The following is a 17,898-nucleotide window of genomic DNA, read 5'->3' as shown; positions in this document are numbered from 1 at the left end:
CTATTTTTACTCTTTGCTGCGCTCGAACAGGAAGCGGTAATCACGTGCTGCTGCCGGAACCGTCCATTCTTCTGGAATAAATTTCCATTGGTTCAACGGTTGCGGATGCAGCACCTTCACTTCTTCTATCCGCTGCATCAGGTAGTACCGCAAATCCTTTTCGGTGGATGACAGGATACGTTTGGAAAGTTCCTCCTTCGGTATACCAGCCCCTTTGGTCAACAGGTCACCACCGCCGTTTCCACGATAAGAATTGACAGCCACCTTATACCGCTTCTGCAAGTCGAAAGGAGTACCGTCGGCCATCGACTGGATGGTTATCTTCTCCCCTTGCGGCTTCGTCACATCCACCGTATAAATGATTCCTGCAGCCGAATCGAAATTGAAACTGGGGTTCTTGAAATAACCGAATCCGTTATTCTTCTCATTCAGCAACAACAAGTGGTCTTCAGGCGATTTCATCTGGTTGGTCCAGATGGCGTATGACATTTCCAGAAAGTCCTTGATTTCCTGCCCCGAAAGGCTCATCACATACAACATGTTCTCATACTTATAAAGATTGAACATATCACTCATATAGATATCACCTTCCTTGATTTCGGCGGCAAATGACAACGGCGCACAGAACGATACATCCGCTCCTGTAATATCCAGCTGCAACTGATGAATCAAGTCTATGAAGGCCGAAGGGCCAAAATAAGCATCTTTGGTGGTAATGGTCCGGTCGATACTGCCTATTTTCCGTGAAACGAATTCACGGGTAGCCTGATACTGGCTGTCGAATGTCTGCATAAATGCCTCATCCACCGGATAAGCATCCATATCCGTCAGTTGTCCACTGACAGATTTTCCCACCAGTTTTCCGTCGTTCTTGGTTACCTTCACCGTTACATCGGCTACCGCACGGGCCATGTTGGCGGGATTAATCAGCAGGACCGAATCTCCGGCCACATTCACAATCTTCTCGCAATAGCGTGTGTGGTCATGCCCCATGAAAACGACATCGAATCCCGGGATGTTCTTGGCCACATTGGCCGAACCGTTCTCTACCGTATTATCCAGCATATTCCCTTCGGGACCGGCATGGAACAATCCCACCAGGACATCCGGCTGTTCTTTCTCCCGGATAACTTCCACCCATTTGCGGGCGCAGGCTTCCATATCCTCAAAACGGAGGTTCTTCCAAAGCTGTTCGGGAAGCCACGAAGGGATAGCCGGAGTAATCATTCCCAACACAGCAACCTTCACTCCATCCCGTTCGATGACCGTATAAGGCTTCAGATAAGGTTCATCTATCCGTGTATCAACCACGTTTGCTCCCAACATCGGGAACTGACACTGGCCAATCCAACGGTCATACACATCGTGACCGGTCTCCACATCATGATTTCCGATGGTAGCCAAGTCATACCCCATGTAATTCAGCATAGCCGCATTCACGTGTACCGAAGCCGTATCAATGAAATTGTAATAATAAGCCACAGGTTGGCCTTGCAGAATATCCCCGTTGTCCATCAGGATAAGATGGTCGCCATACGTTGCACGCTGTTCCTTGACAAAAGAACTGACACGGGCCAGACTTCCCCGCATCGGTTTACGCTTGATGAAGTCATACGGGAAATAGCATCCGTGTACATCACTGGTTTCAAGAAGTTTCAGGGTCACTTCCTTTCCGGGCGCCGCATGGGTAGGCATACATACCAGGCCGGCCATAGCCAGCAGACAAAAAATTTTTTTCATAAGATTTGATATTACAAAAATATTAAGACAGATACAGGTCAATCTGACAGTCTCCGTTATAGCCGGAAGACCTATACTCCCCTTCCATCTGCCAGTTTGCTAGTTTATTTACGTGTCAAACCATTTAAAAGAGCCAAGCAGATATGGTCTTTGACAAAGATACAAGAAGTTTGGGTTTCAAGAATGATTTCGAAAAATAAAATAGTATAAAAAGAACACAAAATAGAGGTCCTCTACCCAACCGATGGTACATTCTTTGCGTTATAAACGGTAAATAAAACTAACAGACAATATGGCTTACATAGACTATTACAAAGTACTTGGGGTAGACAAGAACGCTACCCAGGACGACATCAAGAAAGCATACCGTAAGCTAGCCAGAAAGTATCATCCGGACCTGAATCCGAACGACCCTTCGGCCAAGGAACGATTCCAACAGCTGAACGAGGCCAACGAGGTATTGAGTGACCCGGAGAAACGAAAGAAGTACGATGCTTACGGCGAGCACTGGAAACATGCCGATGAGTTCGAAGCCCAGCAGCAGGCCTACCGGGCACGGCAAGGAGCCAACGGGCAGCAGACTTACTGGTATTCTACCGACGGTGAACACTTCACCGGTAACTTCGGTGACGGACAAGGATTCTCCGGAAATGCAGAAGGTTTTTCTGATTTCTTCGAAGAACTTTTCGGACATCGGGGAACCGGAAACCGAAGAGGAAGAAGTCCGTTCCGTGGACAGGATATTCAGGCGGAACTTCCTCTGACCTTGCGTGAAGCAGCCACTACCCATAAACAAACCTTCAGCATAAATGGTGAGAATCTCCGGATAACAGTCCCGGCCGGTGTTGCCAACGGACAGGTCATCAAACTGGCCGGCCATGGCGGTAAAGGTGCCGAAGGAGCTCCGAACGGTGACTTGTACATTACCTTTGTCATTGCCGACGACCCGCAATTCAAGCGGAAAGACAATGACTTGTATGCCGATATACACATTGACTTGTACACCGCTGTACTGGGTGGAGAAACCACCATCAATACCTTGGACGGTCAAGTAAAACTGAAAGTACGTCCGGGTACACAGAACGGCGACAAGGCCCGTCTGAAAGGAAAAGGCTTTCCGGTCTACAAACAGGAAGGCAGTTTCGGCGATTTGATTATAACTTATCAGGTAACTCTTCCTACCCAACTGACAGAAAAGCAGAAAGAACTCTTCCGCCAGTTGCAGGCAGCATCCTAAACATACGATTATGCAGAACGAACTAATTATCCTCAACGATTTTTGCAGCCATTGCAACATCGAGCCGGACTTTGTCCTGATGTTGGGGGAAGACGGACTCATCGATATTGAAGTGAGAAACAATGCCAACTGCTTCCCTGCGTCCCAATTGGCTGAACTAGAGCGTTATGCTCATCTGTATTACGACCTTTCCATCAACGTTGCAGGTATCGACGCCATCCGTCACCTGCTTACACGTATGGAGAATTTACAAAGACAAGTCCATCGGCTGGAAGATGAACTGCATTTCTACCGGCATTAATCTTCCACGACACTTTTACTTTTTATTGACAGAAAAAATTCCGGCCTCCGTTTCAAAACAATATCGAAACAGAGGCCGGATTTTTTTAATCAGGCAGTTCTCCCGCCAACCAGGCATCAATCATTTTACGAGCAATACTCAATTTCTTGGGTATTTCCGGCAGGTGGTCCCGACTGTAGAAAGCGCCTGCACTCAGTTCTTCGTCCTGTAACTTGATGGTACCGCTTTCGTATTCCGCGGTGTAGCCTATCATGATACCGCTGGGATAAGGCCAGGGTTGACTTCCGAAATACTTCAGGTTCTTGATGGTCAGTCCGGTTTCTTCCATCACCTCGCGGTGTACACACTCCTCCAATGTTTCTCCCGGTTCCAGGAATCCGGCTACAAGTCCTTTGAAAGTTCCCCGGAAATTACGGGCATGTACCAGCAGAATGCTGTCCCCTTTCCGGATGAGAACAATAATGGCCGGCGAAATGCGCGGATAGATTTCCTGACGGCATTCCGGACACTGCTTGGCTATCGGTGAAATCTGCACGGTGGGTACCCCGCACATGGGACAATACCGGCTGTTCTTGTCCCAATTCAGAATCTGTGAAGCTTTCCCTGCCCATTTGTATTCCTCCAAAGGAAGTATATCCCACGAAGCACGTAAATCCTTCATCATGCGTGGTGAGTCTTCATTACCACATACCGGCATGTGGATGGCATAGGCTTTGGCCGGATGCCCGTTCAGTTCTCCTAAAAGGTGTACGGTACTTCCTATTGGCACCGGAACAGGCGGCTCCGTGCCATAGGGTATGTGATAACCGTCGGCTTGTTTTTCTATCAGGACCTGTCCACTGTTAAAAACAAACCAGGCGGATATTTGCTGTTCGTTTTTCATATCACGTTCTGTATATCAGTTTTTTCTTCAAATTATTTGTTCAGTCCCTTCATGGTAAGCTGTACCCGCTTCCGCTCATGGTCAACTCCCAGGACTCTGACCCGCACATGCTGATGAATGCTCACCACGGTAGTCGGATCGCTGACAAACTTATCGGCCAGTTGCGAGATGTGTACCAGCCCGTTTTCTTTGATACCGATGTCTACAAAGCAACCGAAATTGGTAATGTTGGTAACGATGCCCGGCAGCTCCATGCCTTCCTTCAAATCGTCCAACGTACGGATATTCGGATCGAACGAAAAGACCTGTATCTGCTGGCGAGGGTCCCGGCCTGGCTTGTCCAGTTCCTGAAGGATATCAGTCAGCGTAGGCAACCCCACCGTCTCGGTTACATAGCGTTGAAGTTGAATCTGGTTACGAAGTTCCTTTTGCTTAATCAGATCGGCTACCGAACAATGCAGGTCTTTTGCCATCTTCTCGACCAGCGGATAACTTTCCGGATGCACGGCAGAATTGTCCAACGGATTTTCCGCCTGGGGAATCCGTAAGAAACCGGCACACTGTTCGAAAGCCTTGGCTCCCATCCGGGGAACTTTCAGCAGTTCCTTGCGAGAGTGGAACGGACCGTTGGCAGTACGGTAATCCACGATGTTCTGAGCCAGTGTCGGTCCCAATCCGGAAACGTATGTCAACAAGTGCTTGCTGGCCGTATTGACATTGACACCTACCAGGTTGACACAACTTTCCACGGTCTGGTCCAGAGAAGCCTTCAGTTTCGTCTGGTCCACATCGTGTTGGTACTGGCCTACACCGATGGATTTGGCATCAATCTTTACCAGCTCAGCCAGCGGGTCCATGAGGCGCCGGCCGATGGAAACCGCTCCACGCACAGTCACATCGTAATCGGGGAATTCCTCGCGTGCGGTCTTCGAAGCCGAATAAATGGAAGCCCCGTCTTCGCTGACCACGAATACCTGTACATTCCGGTCGTAACGCTGGGAAGTGACGAACTGCTCCGTTTCCCGACTGGCTGTACCGTTTCCGATGGCAATGGCCTCAATCTGATACTGCTCCACCAGCTTGGTCAGCTTCCGGGCTGCCTGCTGGTATTCCGATTTGGGCGGATGCGGATAAATAGCCTCGTTGTGAAGCAAGGCCCCCTGGGCATCGAGGCAGACCACCTTACAGCCCGTCCGGAACCCCGGATCGATACCCATCACACGTTTCTGTCCCAAAGGGGGAGCCAACAACAGCTGATGTAAGTTCTCGGCAAATACCCGAATGGCTTCCTCGTCTGCCTTATCCTTGCTCATGGCCGAAAACTCGGTTTCAATGGCCGGTTTCAGCAACCGCTTGTAGGCATCGTTCACAGCTTCGGCCACCTGAGCGGAACAGGCATTGTTTCCACGTACATACAGCCGCTCCAACCGTTCGGTGCAGAGGCCGTCGTCTTCCGGAGTAATGCTGACTTTCAGAATGCCTTCCGATTCACCACGGCGGATAGCCAGCAGACGGTGAGAAGTACATTTCTTGAGGGGTTCACTGAAATCGAAATAATCGCGGTATTTGGCGGCTGCCTCATCAGATTCCTTTCCCTTGACAACCTTGGCGGTGATGATGGCCTGGCGGGAGAACTGGTTGCGGACCTGGTTACGGGACCGTTCGTCTTCGTTCACTTGCTCGGCTATGATATCACGCGCCCCTTTCAAGGCATCCTCCTCATCCTTGACTTCTCCCTTCACGAAGGAACGGACACGCTGCTCCAAGTGATTCTCCTGCTGCATCATCAACAGGACAGCCAACGGTTCGAGCCCTTTTTGTCGGGCCACTTCAGCACGGGTCTTCCGTTTCGGTTTAAAGGGGAGGTAGATATCTTCCAGTTCGGTACTGTCCCAACACTGGGCAATACGTTGCTTCAGAGCTTCCGTCAGTTTTCCCTGTTCACTGATGGTGGAAAGAATGGTTTCTTTCCGCTTGGACAATTCACACAGTTTTTCATAACGGGACTGGATTTCGCCGATCCGCACTTCATCCAGTTCTCCGGTAGCTTCTTTGCGGTAACGGCTGATGAAAGGAATCGTAGCTCCTCCTATTAATAACTTGAGGGTATTCTCAATGCGATGGACAGGCAGCTTCATGGCAGCTGCTATCATTTGACTGAATTCTTCCATGAATAGTTTGTTTTACGTCCTGCAAAAGTAGCAAAAAAAGCGGTTACGCAAATTCAGCCGGGAAAAAAGGTTTGTCCTACCTTCCGGTGGCAACCATCACGGGTAGATACTGATACTTTCAAAACAAACGTTCGTTTCACTTCAAACGTCCGTTCGTTCTGATTAAAACGTCCGTTCGTTTTGATTAAAATGTCCGTTCGTTTTTTGTACCCGGATTGTCGCAGAGATGTAACAGTTTTGTAACGCTTTTATCAAACGGCTCAGCGTATCTTTACGCCACGAAAACTAAGCATTAAAAAAACAGTAGAAAAGAAGTATGAAGAAGCTTTTGCTCCCCCTGCTGGCCCTGCTAGGATGCACCTATGCAGACGCCCAGCGAATCAAAGGAAGTGATACCGTTCTTCCCCTCACACAGGCATTATCGGAAATGTACATGAACGAACATCCGTCCGCATCCGTCACAGTAACCGGTGGAGGAAGCGGCGTAGGTATCTCTGCCCTGATGGAAGGAACGACCGACCTGGCCATGGCTTCCCGCCGCATCAAATTCAGCGAGAAGATGAAGATGAAACAAGCCAAGCACCAGCCCGAAGAAGTCGTGGTAGCCTACGATGCCCTGGCAGTCATCGTCAATCCGGAAAATCCGGTCAACCGCCTGACCCGGGAACAACTGGAAGGCATTTTCCGTGGAAAAATCACCAACTGGAAGGAAGTGGGTGGAGAAGACGCCAAAATCGTGGTCTACTCCCGCGAAACCTCATCCGGTACCTACGAATTCTTCAAGGAAAGTGTCCTGCACAACAAGAACTACATGAGCAGTATCCTCTCCATGCCGGCCACCGGTGCCATCATCCAGTCGGTCCGCCAGACCAAAGGCGCCATCGGGTATGTGGGACTGGCATACCTCAATCCCTACGTCAAGGCCGTAGCCGTTTCGTACGACGGAGGCAAGAAATTCGTCACTCCCTCGATAGAGAGTGCCATCCGGAAAGAATACCCTGTAGTGCGTCCGCTCTATTATTATTACGACAAGGCAAACGAAAAGGCCGTCCAGCCGTTTCTGGAATACCTTGATACCCCTCAAGCACGGGAAAAGACCCTTGATTTAGGATTCATCCCCCGCTAATCCGTAACCAACTAGTTTCAAGAGAATATGAAAAAATGGATTGATAGAATCGCCGCACGCATCTTTACGGTAAGCGGCTTTACTACCAGCATCGTCATTCTGCTCATCATCGGTTTCCTGTTCAAGGAAGCCGTCGGACTGTTCAGTAATCCGATTGTGGACAAGGGTTATGTACTCGCCCTCCATCCTGACAATCCGGTGAAGGAACTGAGCGCTTATCAGATAAAAGAACTGTTCGATGAAGAAATCGACAACTGGAAAGAGGTAGGCGGCAATGAGCAGCCGGTCAAAGTGTTCCGTCTGGAAGATCTGGATAACCTTTATACCGAAGAAGAGCTGGGAGCCGAATACGAACATGCCGGACAGAAAATAGCCGAACAGATTCAGGCCAATCCCGGCATGATAGCCTTCGTACCGGAAGTACTCATCGAAAAGGAGAAAGGCATCCACCGGATAGCAGACCGTACCATTCCCATGAAGGATGTCCTGCTGGGTACCGAATGGTTCCCTACCGCTACTCCCTCACCGATATTCGGTATTCTGCCCCTCATCGGCGGCACATTGTGGGTAAGCTTCTTTGCCATCCTGATAGCCCTTCCTTTCGGAATGGCCGTATCCATCTACCTGGCCGAAGTAGCGAGTCCCAACGTACGGAAATACATGAAACCCATCATCGAGCTGCTGAACGGGATTCCTTCCGTGGTCTACGGTTTCTTTGGTCTGGCTGTCATCGTACCTTTCCTGCAACAGACCTTCCACCTGCCTGTCGGTGAATCCGGTCTGGCCGGAAGTCTGGTACTGGCCATCATGGCTCTGCCCACCATCATCACCGTAGCGGAAGACGCGTTACGCAGTTGTCCCCGCTCCATGCGCGAGGCCAGCCTGGCCCTGGGAGCCACCCAGTGGCAGACCATCTACAAAGTGGTGATTCCGTTCTCCATCTCGGGTATCACCTCGGGAGTCGTACTGGGTATCGGACGTGCCGTGGGTGAAACCATGGCCGTGCTCATGGTTACCGGAAATGCCGCCGTACTGCCCACCAGCATCCTGGAACCGCTGCGTACCATTCCGGCCACCATCGCCGCCGAACTGGGAGAAGCTCCGGCCGGAGGTGCCCACTATCAGTCACTGTTCCTGCTGGGCGTCATCCTCTTCTTCATCACCTTATTCATCAACTCGTGTGTAGAGTTCGTCTCTGCCCGCAACAAATTCAAGAAATAAGTTATGGCTATCGAAACCAATCCCGCCTATATGCAGCGCAAGCGCACCTTGCAGCGGCTCATGTTCGGCTGCTTCCGCCTGCTCAGCTACAGCGTAGCCCTGCTGCTCTTCTTCATTCTGGGCTTCATCATCGTGAAAGGAGCCGGAGTCATCAACTGGGAATTCCTGACCGAATCGCCGAAAGACGGTATGACAAGCGGCGGTATCTTCCCCGCCATCGTAGGTACCTTCTACCTGATGATAGGCAGTGCCGTCATCTCTTTCCCGCTCGGTGTGATGAGCGGCATCTACATGAACGAATACGCCCCGCAAGGCAAAATGGTCCGTTTCATCCGCATGATGACCAATAATCTGGCCGGTATTCCGTCCATCGTGTTCGGTCTGTTCGGTATGGCTTTCTTCGTCAACTACCTCAGTTTCGGCGACAGCATTCTGGCCGGTTCGTTCACCTTGGGTCTGCTGTCCATGCCCATTGTCATCCGCACCACCGAAGAGGCGTTCAAGGATATTCCGAATTCGTACCGTGAAGGAAGTCTGGCTTTGGGAGCCACCAAGGTACAGACCATCTGGAAGGTGCTGCTTCCCATGGCCATGCCCCGCATCATTACCGGTCTGATTCTTTCGTTGGGAAGAGTGTCCGGCGAAACTGCCCCTATCCTCTTCACCTGTGCGGCCTACTTCCTGCCCCGGCTTCCGGAAAGTATCTTCGACCAGTGCATGGCGCTTCCTTACCACCTTTACGTGGTGGCTACCAGCGGTACCGACATCGAAGCCCAGATGCCGATAGCCTACGGAACCGCTTTCGTGCTGATACTCATCGTACTCTTCATGAACCTGCTGGCCAACGGCATCCGCAAATATTTTGAAAACAAACTGAAACAGAAATAATTCTCACAAATCCATGAATAAGATTGAAGCCAAGAACGTAGATTTCTACTACGGCAATTTTCACGCATTGAAGAACATCAGCATCAACATTCCCCAGAATGAAGTGGTTGCCTTCATCGGCCCCTCAGGATGCGGAAAGTCTACTTTCCTGCGTCTCTTCAACCGCATGAACGACCTGATTCCGGGTACCCGGCTTACCGGAGAAATCAACATCGACGGAAAAAACATCTACGACAAGTCGGTGGATGTAGACCTGCTGAGAAAGAATGTGGGCATGGTATTCCAACGCCCCAATCCGTTCCCGAAAAGTATTTTTGAAAATGTGGCGTACGGCCTGCGGGTGAACGGCATCAAGGACAAGGAATTCATCAGCCACCGGGTGGAAACAGCCCTGAAAGGTGCCGCCCTGTGGGAAGAAGTGAAGAACAAGCTGAAAGAATCGGCCTACGCCCTCTCCGGCGGTCAGCAGCAACGCCTCTGCATCGCCCGCGCCATGGCAGTAGAACCTTCTGTCCTGCTGATGGACGAACCGGCTTCGGCCCTCGACCCGATTTCGACCGCCAAAATTGAAGAGCTTATCTGCGAACTGAGCAACCAGACCACGGTCATCATCGTGACACACAGCATGCAGCAGGCGGCCCGCGTAAGCCACAAGACGGCTTTCTTCTACCTGGGAGAGATGATTGAATTCGATTCGACCAAGAAAATCTTCACGCATCCCGACAAGGAAGCGACCCAGAATTACATCACCGGACGTTTCGGCTGATTGCGATACTATCCTTATCTTTATCCACCAGAATCATCAAACGAATATCATCATGGTAAAATTTGTAGAAAACGAACTTCAGACTATACGCACGGAAATCAACGACATGTGGACACTGGTCTACCAGCAACTGGAAAACGCTTACCGCTCGGTACTGAACGCGGACCAAAGTCTAGCCGATAAAGTGGTAGCTCGTGAAAAACGGGTCAACGCCTTCGAACTGAAGATAGACAGTGACATCGAAGATTTCATCGCCCTATACAACCCTGTGGCCATCGACCTGCGCTTCGCTCTGGCCATGCTTAAAATCAACAACAACCTGGAACGTATCGGCGACTATGCGGACAGTATCGCACGCTTTGTCATCCGCACCAAATTGAACAGTGAGGACAAGGTACTCTTCAACGAACTTCAGATTCAGGAAATGTTCGACATGGTACTGTCCATGCTGAACACGACGTACGAATCGCTCCAGAAACACGACATCGGACTGGCCAAATCGGTATTCGACAAAGACGAGACCCTCGACCAGCTTAACCAGAACGCCCTGGATGCCTTGGCGGCATACGCCAGCGAGCACCCGGAATCCATCCGTCTGTGTCTGGAAGTTGCCGGTATCTTCCGCAAGCTGGAACGCGCCGGCGACCATATCAACAACCTGTCCGAAGAAACGGTCTTCTACATCGATGCACAGGTGTTGAAGCACCGGAAAAACATTCCGTCCGAAAACGCTGAATAAACCGACCATACTCTCTTCTTTGCGAAAAGAAGACTCTGATTGTTTCCAAGCGAAGCGACTTTCCCGGAACCTGTTCCGGAAGCGCTTCGCCTCTCTTTTTTCTACCTAATCCTATGAAACGATAAAGCTCCGGGCAATACGGTCATCTTGTTTTCCATTCTCCGATAGTGCCCGTTTCCGAAGAGAAGACGGCACCTATCCGGAAGAGTTTCCGTGAATCGGCTACATATTCCCGGGCATAACCTTTGTCCTCAATCTGTTGCAGGGCTTCATCGGCAGTTCCGTCCAGCTTGAATTCGAAGATGTAGATATATTGGGGTGTTTCTACGATGCAGTCCACCCGTCCCTGGCTCTGTACTTTTTCTACATATACCGTATAGACACTGATTAGCCGCATGATGAGGTAGAAGGTATACTGGAAATAACGTTCCTTTTCCGCCTCGTTCTCTTTGCGGCGCATGGTATAGGGAATACTGGCCAAGAAAGCAGTAAACAAGGCACCTAGTTTTTCAGTGTCCCCCGCCCTCAGGGTGCGTATCACATCACGTATCCATGCTCCCGTTTCTTCCGATGGCCTTAGATACGAACCAGCTAATACAGTCAAGAAACCGTTTTTCACTTCGTTGTTCGGGAAATCCAGCAGGAAAGTATTGAATTCCATATCGTAGTCCTTGATGGTCAGGTAACCGCTCTGGTAAATCATCGGCAATGGTCGTTCCACATCGGCCTTGTAGTCGATGAATTCTTCCGGTGGGTAATATTTTCCTGTCAGTTCGTTCATGTTCTCCTTGAAATGGGCAAGCAGGCGAATCAAATAAGTCGGCGTACCCGAACTGAACCAGTAATCACGAATCTGAAGACTGTCCAGTGCATTGAGCAGGCTGAACGGGTTGTACACATCGGTCAGAGATTCGCTGAAATGGTATCCGTCGTATTTCTGCTGTAAGAGTGATTTCATCTCTTCTGTAGAGCAACGATATTTGATGGCCATGGCCGATATCGGTTCGGCAAAATAACGATCCAGCTCTTCTTGCGTAATTCCGCAGAGCGTTTCATAACGGGTATCCATACTGATATCCTTGGGCTGGTTGAATCCACTGAATACGCTTACCTGCGAAAACTTGGTGACTCCTGTCAGCAAGACAAACTGTAAATGGGCATCTGCTACCTTGAATATGGAATAGAAAGCCTTCAGTACGTTCCGGTGACGGTCCTCCAATTCATTGTCCATATCCAACACATCCAATATCGGCTTGTCATACTCGTCGATGAGTACCACAGCTCTGTGGCCCGTCTGTTCATGGGCTGACTTGAGGACATCACGGAAACGAAGTCCTGTTTCAAGTTCCCGGTTTGTATGCAGTCCGTATTGCTTTTCCCATTTATTTACATAATCCTCCAGCATCGTTTCCAGCACACCTTCCTTTGTAAAATTCGCTCCGTTAAAGTCGACATGGAATACAGGATGTACATTCCATTCCTTCTCCAGCTTTTCCATGGCCAATCCTTTGAACAGTTCCTTATGCCCCAAGTAATAGTTTTCCAAGGTAGATACCAGCAGACTCTTTCCGAACCGGCGCGGACGGCTCAGAAAATAGATACTTCCTGAATGGGTAAGGTCGTAAATCAAGTGGGTCTTGTCAACGTAGACATAGCCGTCTTCGATGATGCGTTCAAAGCTCTGTATTCCGATGGGGTATTTCATGGCACTTCAAATTGGATGATTCATAATCTGTACAGGAACTTTCCCTGTGACATAAGTTCCTGTATCTGCAAAGTTAAGAAATATGTCGGAAGATGGAAGCCCAAACTGTGTCTTCTTAGAAATAATCAATGGATTTTAATTTGTCAACTTACGGTTTGTCCGTATATTTGCTGGAAAAGCGTCAGTAAGGCCCAAAACCGCTTGAAGGAAGACGATAATCAGATATGGATGGCCGCCGAAGTGAAAGGAACCACCCAATAATCGACAAACAATCTATCCAGACTATCACTATGAGAAAAGAACATACCGACAGACAGACTGACCCGATGAAAGTCATATTCAACTACAACGATGTATTTTTCAGCTTCTTCTACGATGATACAGAAAGTTGTACCCACCGTTCACACGAGTATGCCATGAATTATGTCTACTCCGGCGAAATGGTGCTCGACAACGGTTCGGAGGAAATTCACGTCGGAAAAGGAGAATGCGTCTTCATACCCCGAGACCATCGTATCACCTTATACAAAAGGCCCTGCAACGGTGAACGCTATTGTGGCATCTTTCTGATGTTCACCCGAAGCTTCCTGCGCGAAATGTATACGAAAACCAATAAATACAGGCAACAGACCCAAGTGCCGAACTGGTCGCCGGGAGTCCTCAAACTGCCGAAAACAGCGGAACTCACCAGCCTGTTCGCTTCCATGACACCCTACTTTGACCCGGAAGTCAAACCACAGGCCGATTTCATGGACCTGAAGCTACAGGAAGGTTTGCTGGCTCTGCTGCACATCGACCCGCGCTTCGCCACAGCATTGTTCGATTTCAACGAACCGTGGAAAATCGATATTCTGGAGTTCATGAACCGGAACTACATGTATGAGTTTACGATGGAGGAATTGGCTCATTACACCGGACGGAGCCTGGCCACCTTCAAGCGAGATTTCAAGAAAATCAGTGAACTTACCCCGGAGAAATGGCTGATACGGAAACGGCTGGAAGTGGCCTACTCACTGATGAAGGAAGGAGGCAGGAAAGTGGCGGATGTCTATGCGGAAGTCGGTTTCAAGAATCCGTCGCATTTCTCCACCGCCTTCAAGAAACAATACGGCATTCCTCCCACAGCCGCCCTATCGTAAAATATTCCGATGAACTTCTGAGAAACACCCTTTGAGCCTCACAGCAATGCGTCTGTGGGGCTTTTCGTTTACCTTTGCCACCAGAAAACAAACCGATAACCCGTATGCAGACACGAAGAATCGCCCTCAGACTGACAGCACTGGCCGCAGCGCTGAACTTCATAGCCTGTACAGGCTATAAAAACCATGAAAACAACCCTATAATTTCTAACGAAAACATGGAAACAATGAAACTGACCAATGAATGGGACAAAATCTTCCCACAAAGTGACAAGGTAGACCACCGGAAAGTCACCTTTACCAACCGCTATGGCCTTACCCTGGCTGCCGATATGTACATTCCCCGAAACGCAGCCGACGGAAAACTGGCTGCCATCGCTGTAAGCGGACCCTTTGGTGCCGTCAAGGAACAGGCATCAGGACTGTATGCCCAGACCCTGGCAGAACGAGGATTCCTGACTCTGGCTTTCGACCCCTCCTACACCGGAGAAAGTAGCGGTGAACCGAGACACGTTGCCTCACCGGACATCAACACCGAAGATTTCAGTGCTGCCGTAGATTTCCTGAGCACCCTCGACCAGGTAGACAGTGAACGCATCGGAATCCTCGGTATCTGTGGGTTCGGCGGTATGGGACTGAATGCCGCAGCCATGGATACACGCATCAAGGCAACAGTCACTTCAACCATGTACGACATGAGCCGGGTGAATGCCAACGGCTATTTCGACGCCATGGATGCAGACGCCCGCTACGAACTCCGCAAGCAACTGAACGCACAGCGTACCCAAGATGCCAAAACCGGTAGCATCGCTCCCGCTCAAGGAGGATTACCCGACAGCCTGCAAGGAAACGAGCCGCAATTCGTCAAGGATTACTTCAACTATTACAAGACTTCCCGCGGTTTTCATGTACGTTCCATCAATTCCAACGGAGCCTGGAACGCTACCTCTTCCCTATCGTTCATGAACATGCCGCTACTGACCTATGCCAATGAAATCCGTTCGGCTGTCCTTATCGTCCACGGCGAGAAAGCTCACTCACGCTACTTCAGCGAAGACGCGTTCAAGAAGCTGAAAGGAAATAACAAAGAACTGCTGATTATCCCCGGAGCCAACCACACCGACCTCTACGACCGGACGGATGTGATTCCTTTCGACAAGATTACCGATTTCTTCAGAAAGTATCTGAAATAACAGACACAGCCTCCCGTTTCATTATATCTAAATGAAGAAACAGGAGGCTGTCTTTTATCCCCCTACAGATAGGCCTAATCTATACGGAAAAGTGCATCTAAAATTTACGAATCGGATAGAAAAACACACTTTTTTCTCTCACAACTGCATTTTCAGTGACAAACAGTTTGTTTCAATCGATTTAATTACTACATTGCGCGCCATGAAAAACACTACAAATACAACCTGTCTATGAAACGCACAGATTTCTATTTCATGCTGATTGTCGTGGCATTGTTCGCGCCATTCTTTTTATCCGAGAGCCTTTACGCCGGTTACCAGTCATTCAATGCCGAACATGGCATGATCATGAGCTTTATCAAGTTTGCCATCCTCTCTACGTTGGGGGAACTGCTGGGACTCCGCATCAGTACCGGAAACTATTACCGTACAGGCTTCGGTGTGCTTCCCCGGGCTGTGGTATGGGGTATCTTCGGTATGGGTATCAACATGGCCTTCATCATTTTCTCTACAGGTGTTCCCGCTGTTGCCGCTTACCTGGGTGTAGCTGACCCGGCCGGCATCATGGCCGGTCCCGTCTGCCTGTCCAAAGTCCTGCTGGCACTGGCCATTTCAGTCTGTCTGAACAGCATCTTCGCTCCGGTCTTCATGACTTTCCATAAGATAACCGATACGCATATCCTGGCTACCGGAGGTACACTCCGAGGGCTGTTCACTCCTATCCCGATGGGAGACATCATGCAGAACATGAACTGGCATGTACAGTGGAACTTCGTCTTCAAGAAGACCATCCCCTTCTTCTGGTATCCTGCCCATACCATCACCTTCCTGCTTCCGGGTGAATCGCGTGTCTTGTTCGCTGCCTTGTTGGGAGTCGTATTAGGTGTCATACTGGCCATCGCAGCCCGAAAGAAATAAAAGGACAAAAATTGGAACAATCTTCTATAAATATTCACTCGCTGGTAAAAATACATCTTACCACCAGCGAGTGAATCTGTTTATTAAGCAATCATCAAATGTTTTTCAGCTCTATGAATGATGATTAAACAAAGTTTTGGCATCAATCTCCCGACATATTTCTTATCTTTGCAGATACAGGGTCTACATCACTCACATACCATCAGACAATCCCCTGCATAAGTTATGAACAGTAAAACTTGAAGTGTCATGAAATACCCCATCGGAATACAGAGCTTCGAACAGATTGTCGAAGACGGCTATATCTACATCGATAAGACTGACCTGGTTTATCGTCTTACACACGAAGGTAAAATCTATTTCCTGAGCCGCCCGCGCCGGTTCGGAAAGAGTCTGCTGGTATCCACTTTAAAGAACTATTACCAGGGGCACAAGGAACTGTTCAAGGGACTGGCCATAGAAAAACTGGAGAAGGAATGGAATGTACATCCCATATTCCACGTGGATTTCAACGGAGGAAACTTCACGAATGCAAGCGAACTGGAAGGCGCTTTGAAAGAATATATGGAAAGATGGGAGAAGGAATATGGATTGGCTACGAATGAAGACCTAGGAATCGGATTCCGCTTTCGGGATGTACTGGAAGCAGCCCATAAACAAACAGGACGCAGAGCTGTCGTACTTATCGACGAGTATGACAAACCGATACTGGATGTGCTGGATATGGACAGTACATTGGAAGACCGCCACCGGAACGTACTGAAAGCTTTCTATTCCGCCTTTAAGGTAGCAGATGCTCACCTGCAGTTTGTATTGTTGACAGGAGTCACCAAGTTCTCACAGGTAAGTGTATTCAGCGGATTCAACCAGCCCAAGGACATCAGTATGGATGCCCGGTATGAAACTCTCTGTGGAATTACACAGGAAGAACTGGACAGTTACTTTGCCGGACCAATAGCCGAAATGGCCGCAACCAACCAATGTACGCCGGAAGAGATGCGACAAAGTTTGAAACTCCAATATGACGGCTACCATTTCAGCAAAAAGATGACCGACATATACAATCCGTTCAGCCTGCTCAATGCATTGGACAGTACAGATGTAAGGAATTACTGGTTCAGTTCAGGTACACCTACCTATCTGATTCGCCTACTTGCCCACTTCAAGGAGAACATGAATGAACTCACCGGCAAATATTACCCACCGGAAGAGTTCATTGACTACAAGGCCGATGTGGAACGGCCATTGCCGATGATTTACCAGAGCGGTTACCTGACCATCAAGGACTACGACATGCGACGGAACAGATTCCTGCTGGATTTTCCGAACAACGAAGTCAAGAACGGCTTTCTGACCGCATTGGTTGCGTCATACCTGCAACCCAAGAAGCAACTTTCCAACTGGATTGACGATGTAGTGGATGCATTGGAGGCTGGAGAAACGGACTCTTTATGCACACTCTTTACCGCATTCCTAGCCAGCATCCCTTACACCATGCGCCGTAAAGAGAACGAAACGGAGAAGGAACGCTACTTCCAGTATACTTTCTACCTCATTATGCGGCTAATCAGTGTCTATACAGCATATGTGGAAAAGGTACAGAGCCAGGGGCGAGTAGACTGTATCGTGGAAACGCCCCAATATATCTACATCTTCGAATTCAAGCTGGACGGTACGGCTGATGAAGCCTTAAAACAAATTGAAGACAAAGGCTATGCACGGGAATATGCAACTGATTTCCGAAAACTCTTCCGTATAGGCGCCGTTTTCTCTTCTGAAACCGGAACCATCGGAGAATGGAAAACAATTACCGGTAAGTAAGGTCTTCCAAACCGTACACCTTACTCACCGGACAGATTCTCCATATACCT

At 49.3% G+C, this 17,898-nt stretch carries 15 protein-coding genes; 11 read left to right on the top strand and 4 right to left on the bottom strand.

Annotated features, from left to right (window positions below; translation table 11 throughout):
- Window positions 1–6 precede the first annotated feature (6 nt).
- Window positions 7–1,740, bottom strand: a complete 1,734-nt coding sequence (locus tag C510_RS0102785; RefSeq protein WP_025892185.1) for a bifunctional metallophosphatase/5'-nucleotidase — start codon at window positions 1,738–1,740, stop codon at window positions 7–9.
- Window positions 1,741–2,032: 292 nt separating this feature from the next.
- Between C510_RS0102785 and C510_RS0102780 the strand changes: the two genes are divergently transcribed.
- Complete coding sequence (locus tag C510_RS0102780; RefSeq protein ID WP_018709819.1) at window positions 2,033–2,977, top strand: DnaJ C-terminal domain-containing protein; 945 nt, start codon at window positions 2,033–2,035, stop codon at window positions 2,975–2,977.
- A gap of 10 nt (window positions 2,978–2,987) precedes the next feature.
- Window positions 2,988–3,278, top strand: a complete 291-nt coding sequence (locus tag C510_RS0102775; RefSeq protein WP_018709818.1) for a chaperone modulator CbpM — start codon at window positions 2,988–2,990, stop codon at window positions 3,276–3,278.
- Window positions 3,279–3,363: 85 nt separating this feature from the next.
- Here the strand turns inward: C510_RS0102775 and nudC are convergent, their stop codons facing one another.
- Entirely contained in the window at window positions 3,364–4,161 is a 798-nt protein-coding gene (gene nudC, locus C510_RS0102770) for an NAD(+) diphosphatase (protein ID WP_018709817.1), read from the bottom strand.
- A gap of 32 nt (window positions 4,162–4,193) precedes the next feature.
- Window positions 4,194–6,332, bottom strand: a complete 2,139-nt coding sequence (locus tag C510_RS0102765) for a Tex family protein (protein WP_018709816.1) — start codon at window positions 6,330–6,332, stop codon at window positions 4,194–4,196.
- A gap of 316 nt (window positions 6,333–6,648) precedes the next feature.
- Between C510_RS0102765 and C510_RS0102760 the strand changes: the two genes are divergently transcribed.
- Genes C510_RS0102760 through phoU form a run of 5 tightly spaced genes read left to right on the top strand, consistent with a single transcriptional unit; the run spans window position 6,649 to window position 11,072 of the window.
- The gene (locus C510_RS0102760; protein WP_018709815.1) at window positions 6,649–7,458 is read left to right on the top strand and encodes a PstS family phosphate ABC transporter substrate-binding protein; all 810 of its coding nucleotides are present in this window, start codon (window positions 6,649–6,651) and stop codon (window positions 7,456–7,458) included.
- A gap of 27 nt (window positions 7,459–7,485) precedes the next feature.
- Window positions 7,486–8,679: a phosphate ABC transporter permease subunit PstC gene (gene pstC, locus C510_RS0102755; RefSeq protein WP_018709814.1), complete on the top strand. Its 1,194-nt coding sequence runs from the start codon at window positions 7,486–7,488 to the stop codon at window positions 8,677–8,679.
- 3 nt (window positions 8,680–8,682) lie between these two features.
- Complete coding sequence (gene pstA, locus C510_RS0102750; RefSeq protein WP_018709813.1) at window positions 8,683–9,567, top strand: phosphate ABC transporter permease PstA; 885 nt, start codon at window positions 8,683–8,685, stop codon at window positions 9,565–9,567.
- A 13-nt stretch (window positions 9,568–9,580) separates the two neighbouring features.
- Window positions 9,581–10,333, top strand: a complete 753-nt coding sequence (gene pstB / locus C510_RS0102745) for a phosphate ABC transporter ATP-binding protein PstB (protein ID WP_018709812.1) — start codon at window positions 9,581–9,583, stop codon at window positions 10,331–10,333.
- Window positions 10,334–10,385: 52 nt separating this feature from the next.
- Complete coding sequence (gene phoU / locus C510_RS0102740) at window positions 10,386–11,072, top strand: phosphate signaling complex protein PhoU (protein ID WP_018709811.1); 687 nt, start codon at window positions 10,386–10,388, stop codon at window positions 11,070–11,072.
- Between the two features lie 142 nt (window positions 11,073–11,214).
- Here the strand turns inward: phoU and C510_RS0102735 are convergent, their stop codons facing one another.
- Window positions 11,215–12,777 (bottom strand): ATP-binding protein, encoded by a 1,563-nt coding sequence (locus C510_RS0102735; RefSeq protein WP_018709810.1) that lies wholly within the window; start codon window positions 12,775–12,777, stop codon window positions 11,215–11,217.
- A 326-nt stretch (window positions 12,778–13,103) separates the two neighbouring features.
- Between C510_RS0102735 and C510_RS0102730 the strand changes: the two genes are divergently transcribed.
- The 4 genes from C510_RS0102730 (at window position 13,104) to C510_RS0102715 (ending at window position 17,848) form a co-directional block, all read left to right on the top strand.
- Window positions 13,104–13,916: an AraC family transcriptional regulator gene (locus C510_RS0102730; protein ID WP_154651943.1), complete on the top strand. Its 813-nt coding sequence runs from the start codon at window positions 13,104–13,106 to the stop codon at window positions 13,914–13,916.
- Between the two features lie 104 nt (window positions 13,917–14,020).
- Window positions 14,021–15,109 carry an alpha/beta hydrolase gene (locus C510_RS0102725; protein WP_018709808.1) on the top strand — a complete coding sequence of 363 codons (1,089 nt, stop codon included), beginning with the start codon at window positions 14,021–14,023 and terminating at the stop codon, window positions 15,107–15,109.
- A gap of 231 nt (window positions 15,110–15,340) precedes the next feature.
- Window positions 15,341–16,027 (top strand): hypothetical protein, encoded by a 687-nt coding sequence (locus tag C510_RS0102720; RefSeq protein WP_018709807.1) that lies wholly within the window; start codon window positions 15,341–15,343, stop codon window positions 16,025–16,027.
- Window positions 16,028–16,276: 249 nt separating this feature from the next.
- Entirely contained in the window at window positions 16,277–17,848 is a 1,572-nt protein-coding gene (locus C510_RS0102715) for an ATP-binding protein (protein ID WP_018709806.1), read from the top strand.
- The last annotated feature ends 50 nt before the right edge of the window (window positions 17,849–17,898 follow it).

This window comes from Phocaeicola barnesiae DSM 18169 = JCM 13652 (genome assembly GCF_000374585.1).
Classification (GTDB): domain Bacteria; phylum Bacteroidota; class Bacteroidia; order Bacteroidales; family Bacteroidaceae; genus Phocaeicola; species Phocaeicola barnesiae.
This window is presented reverse-complemented; position numbering and strand designations above follow the sequence as displayed.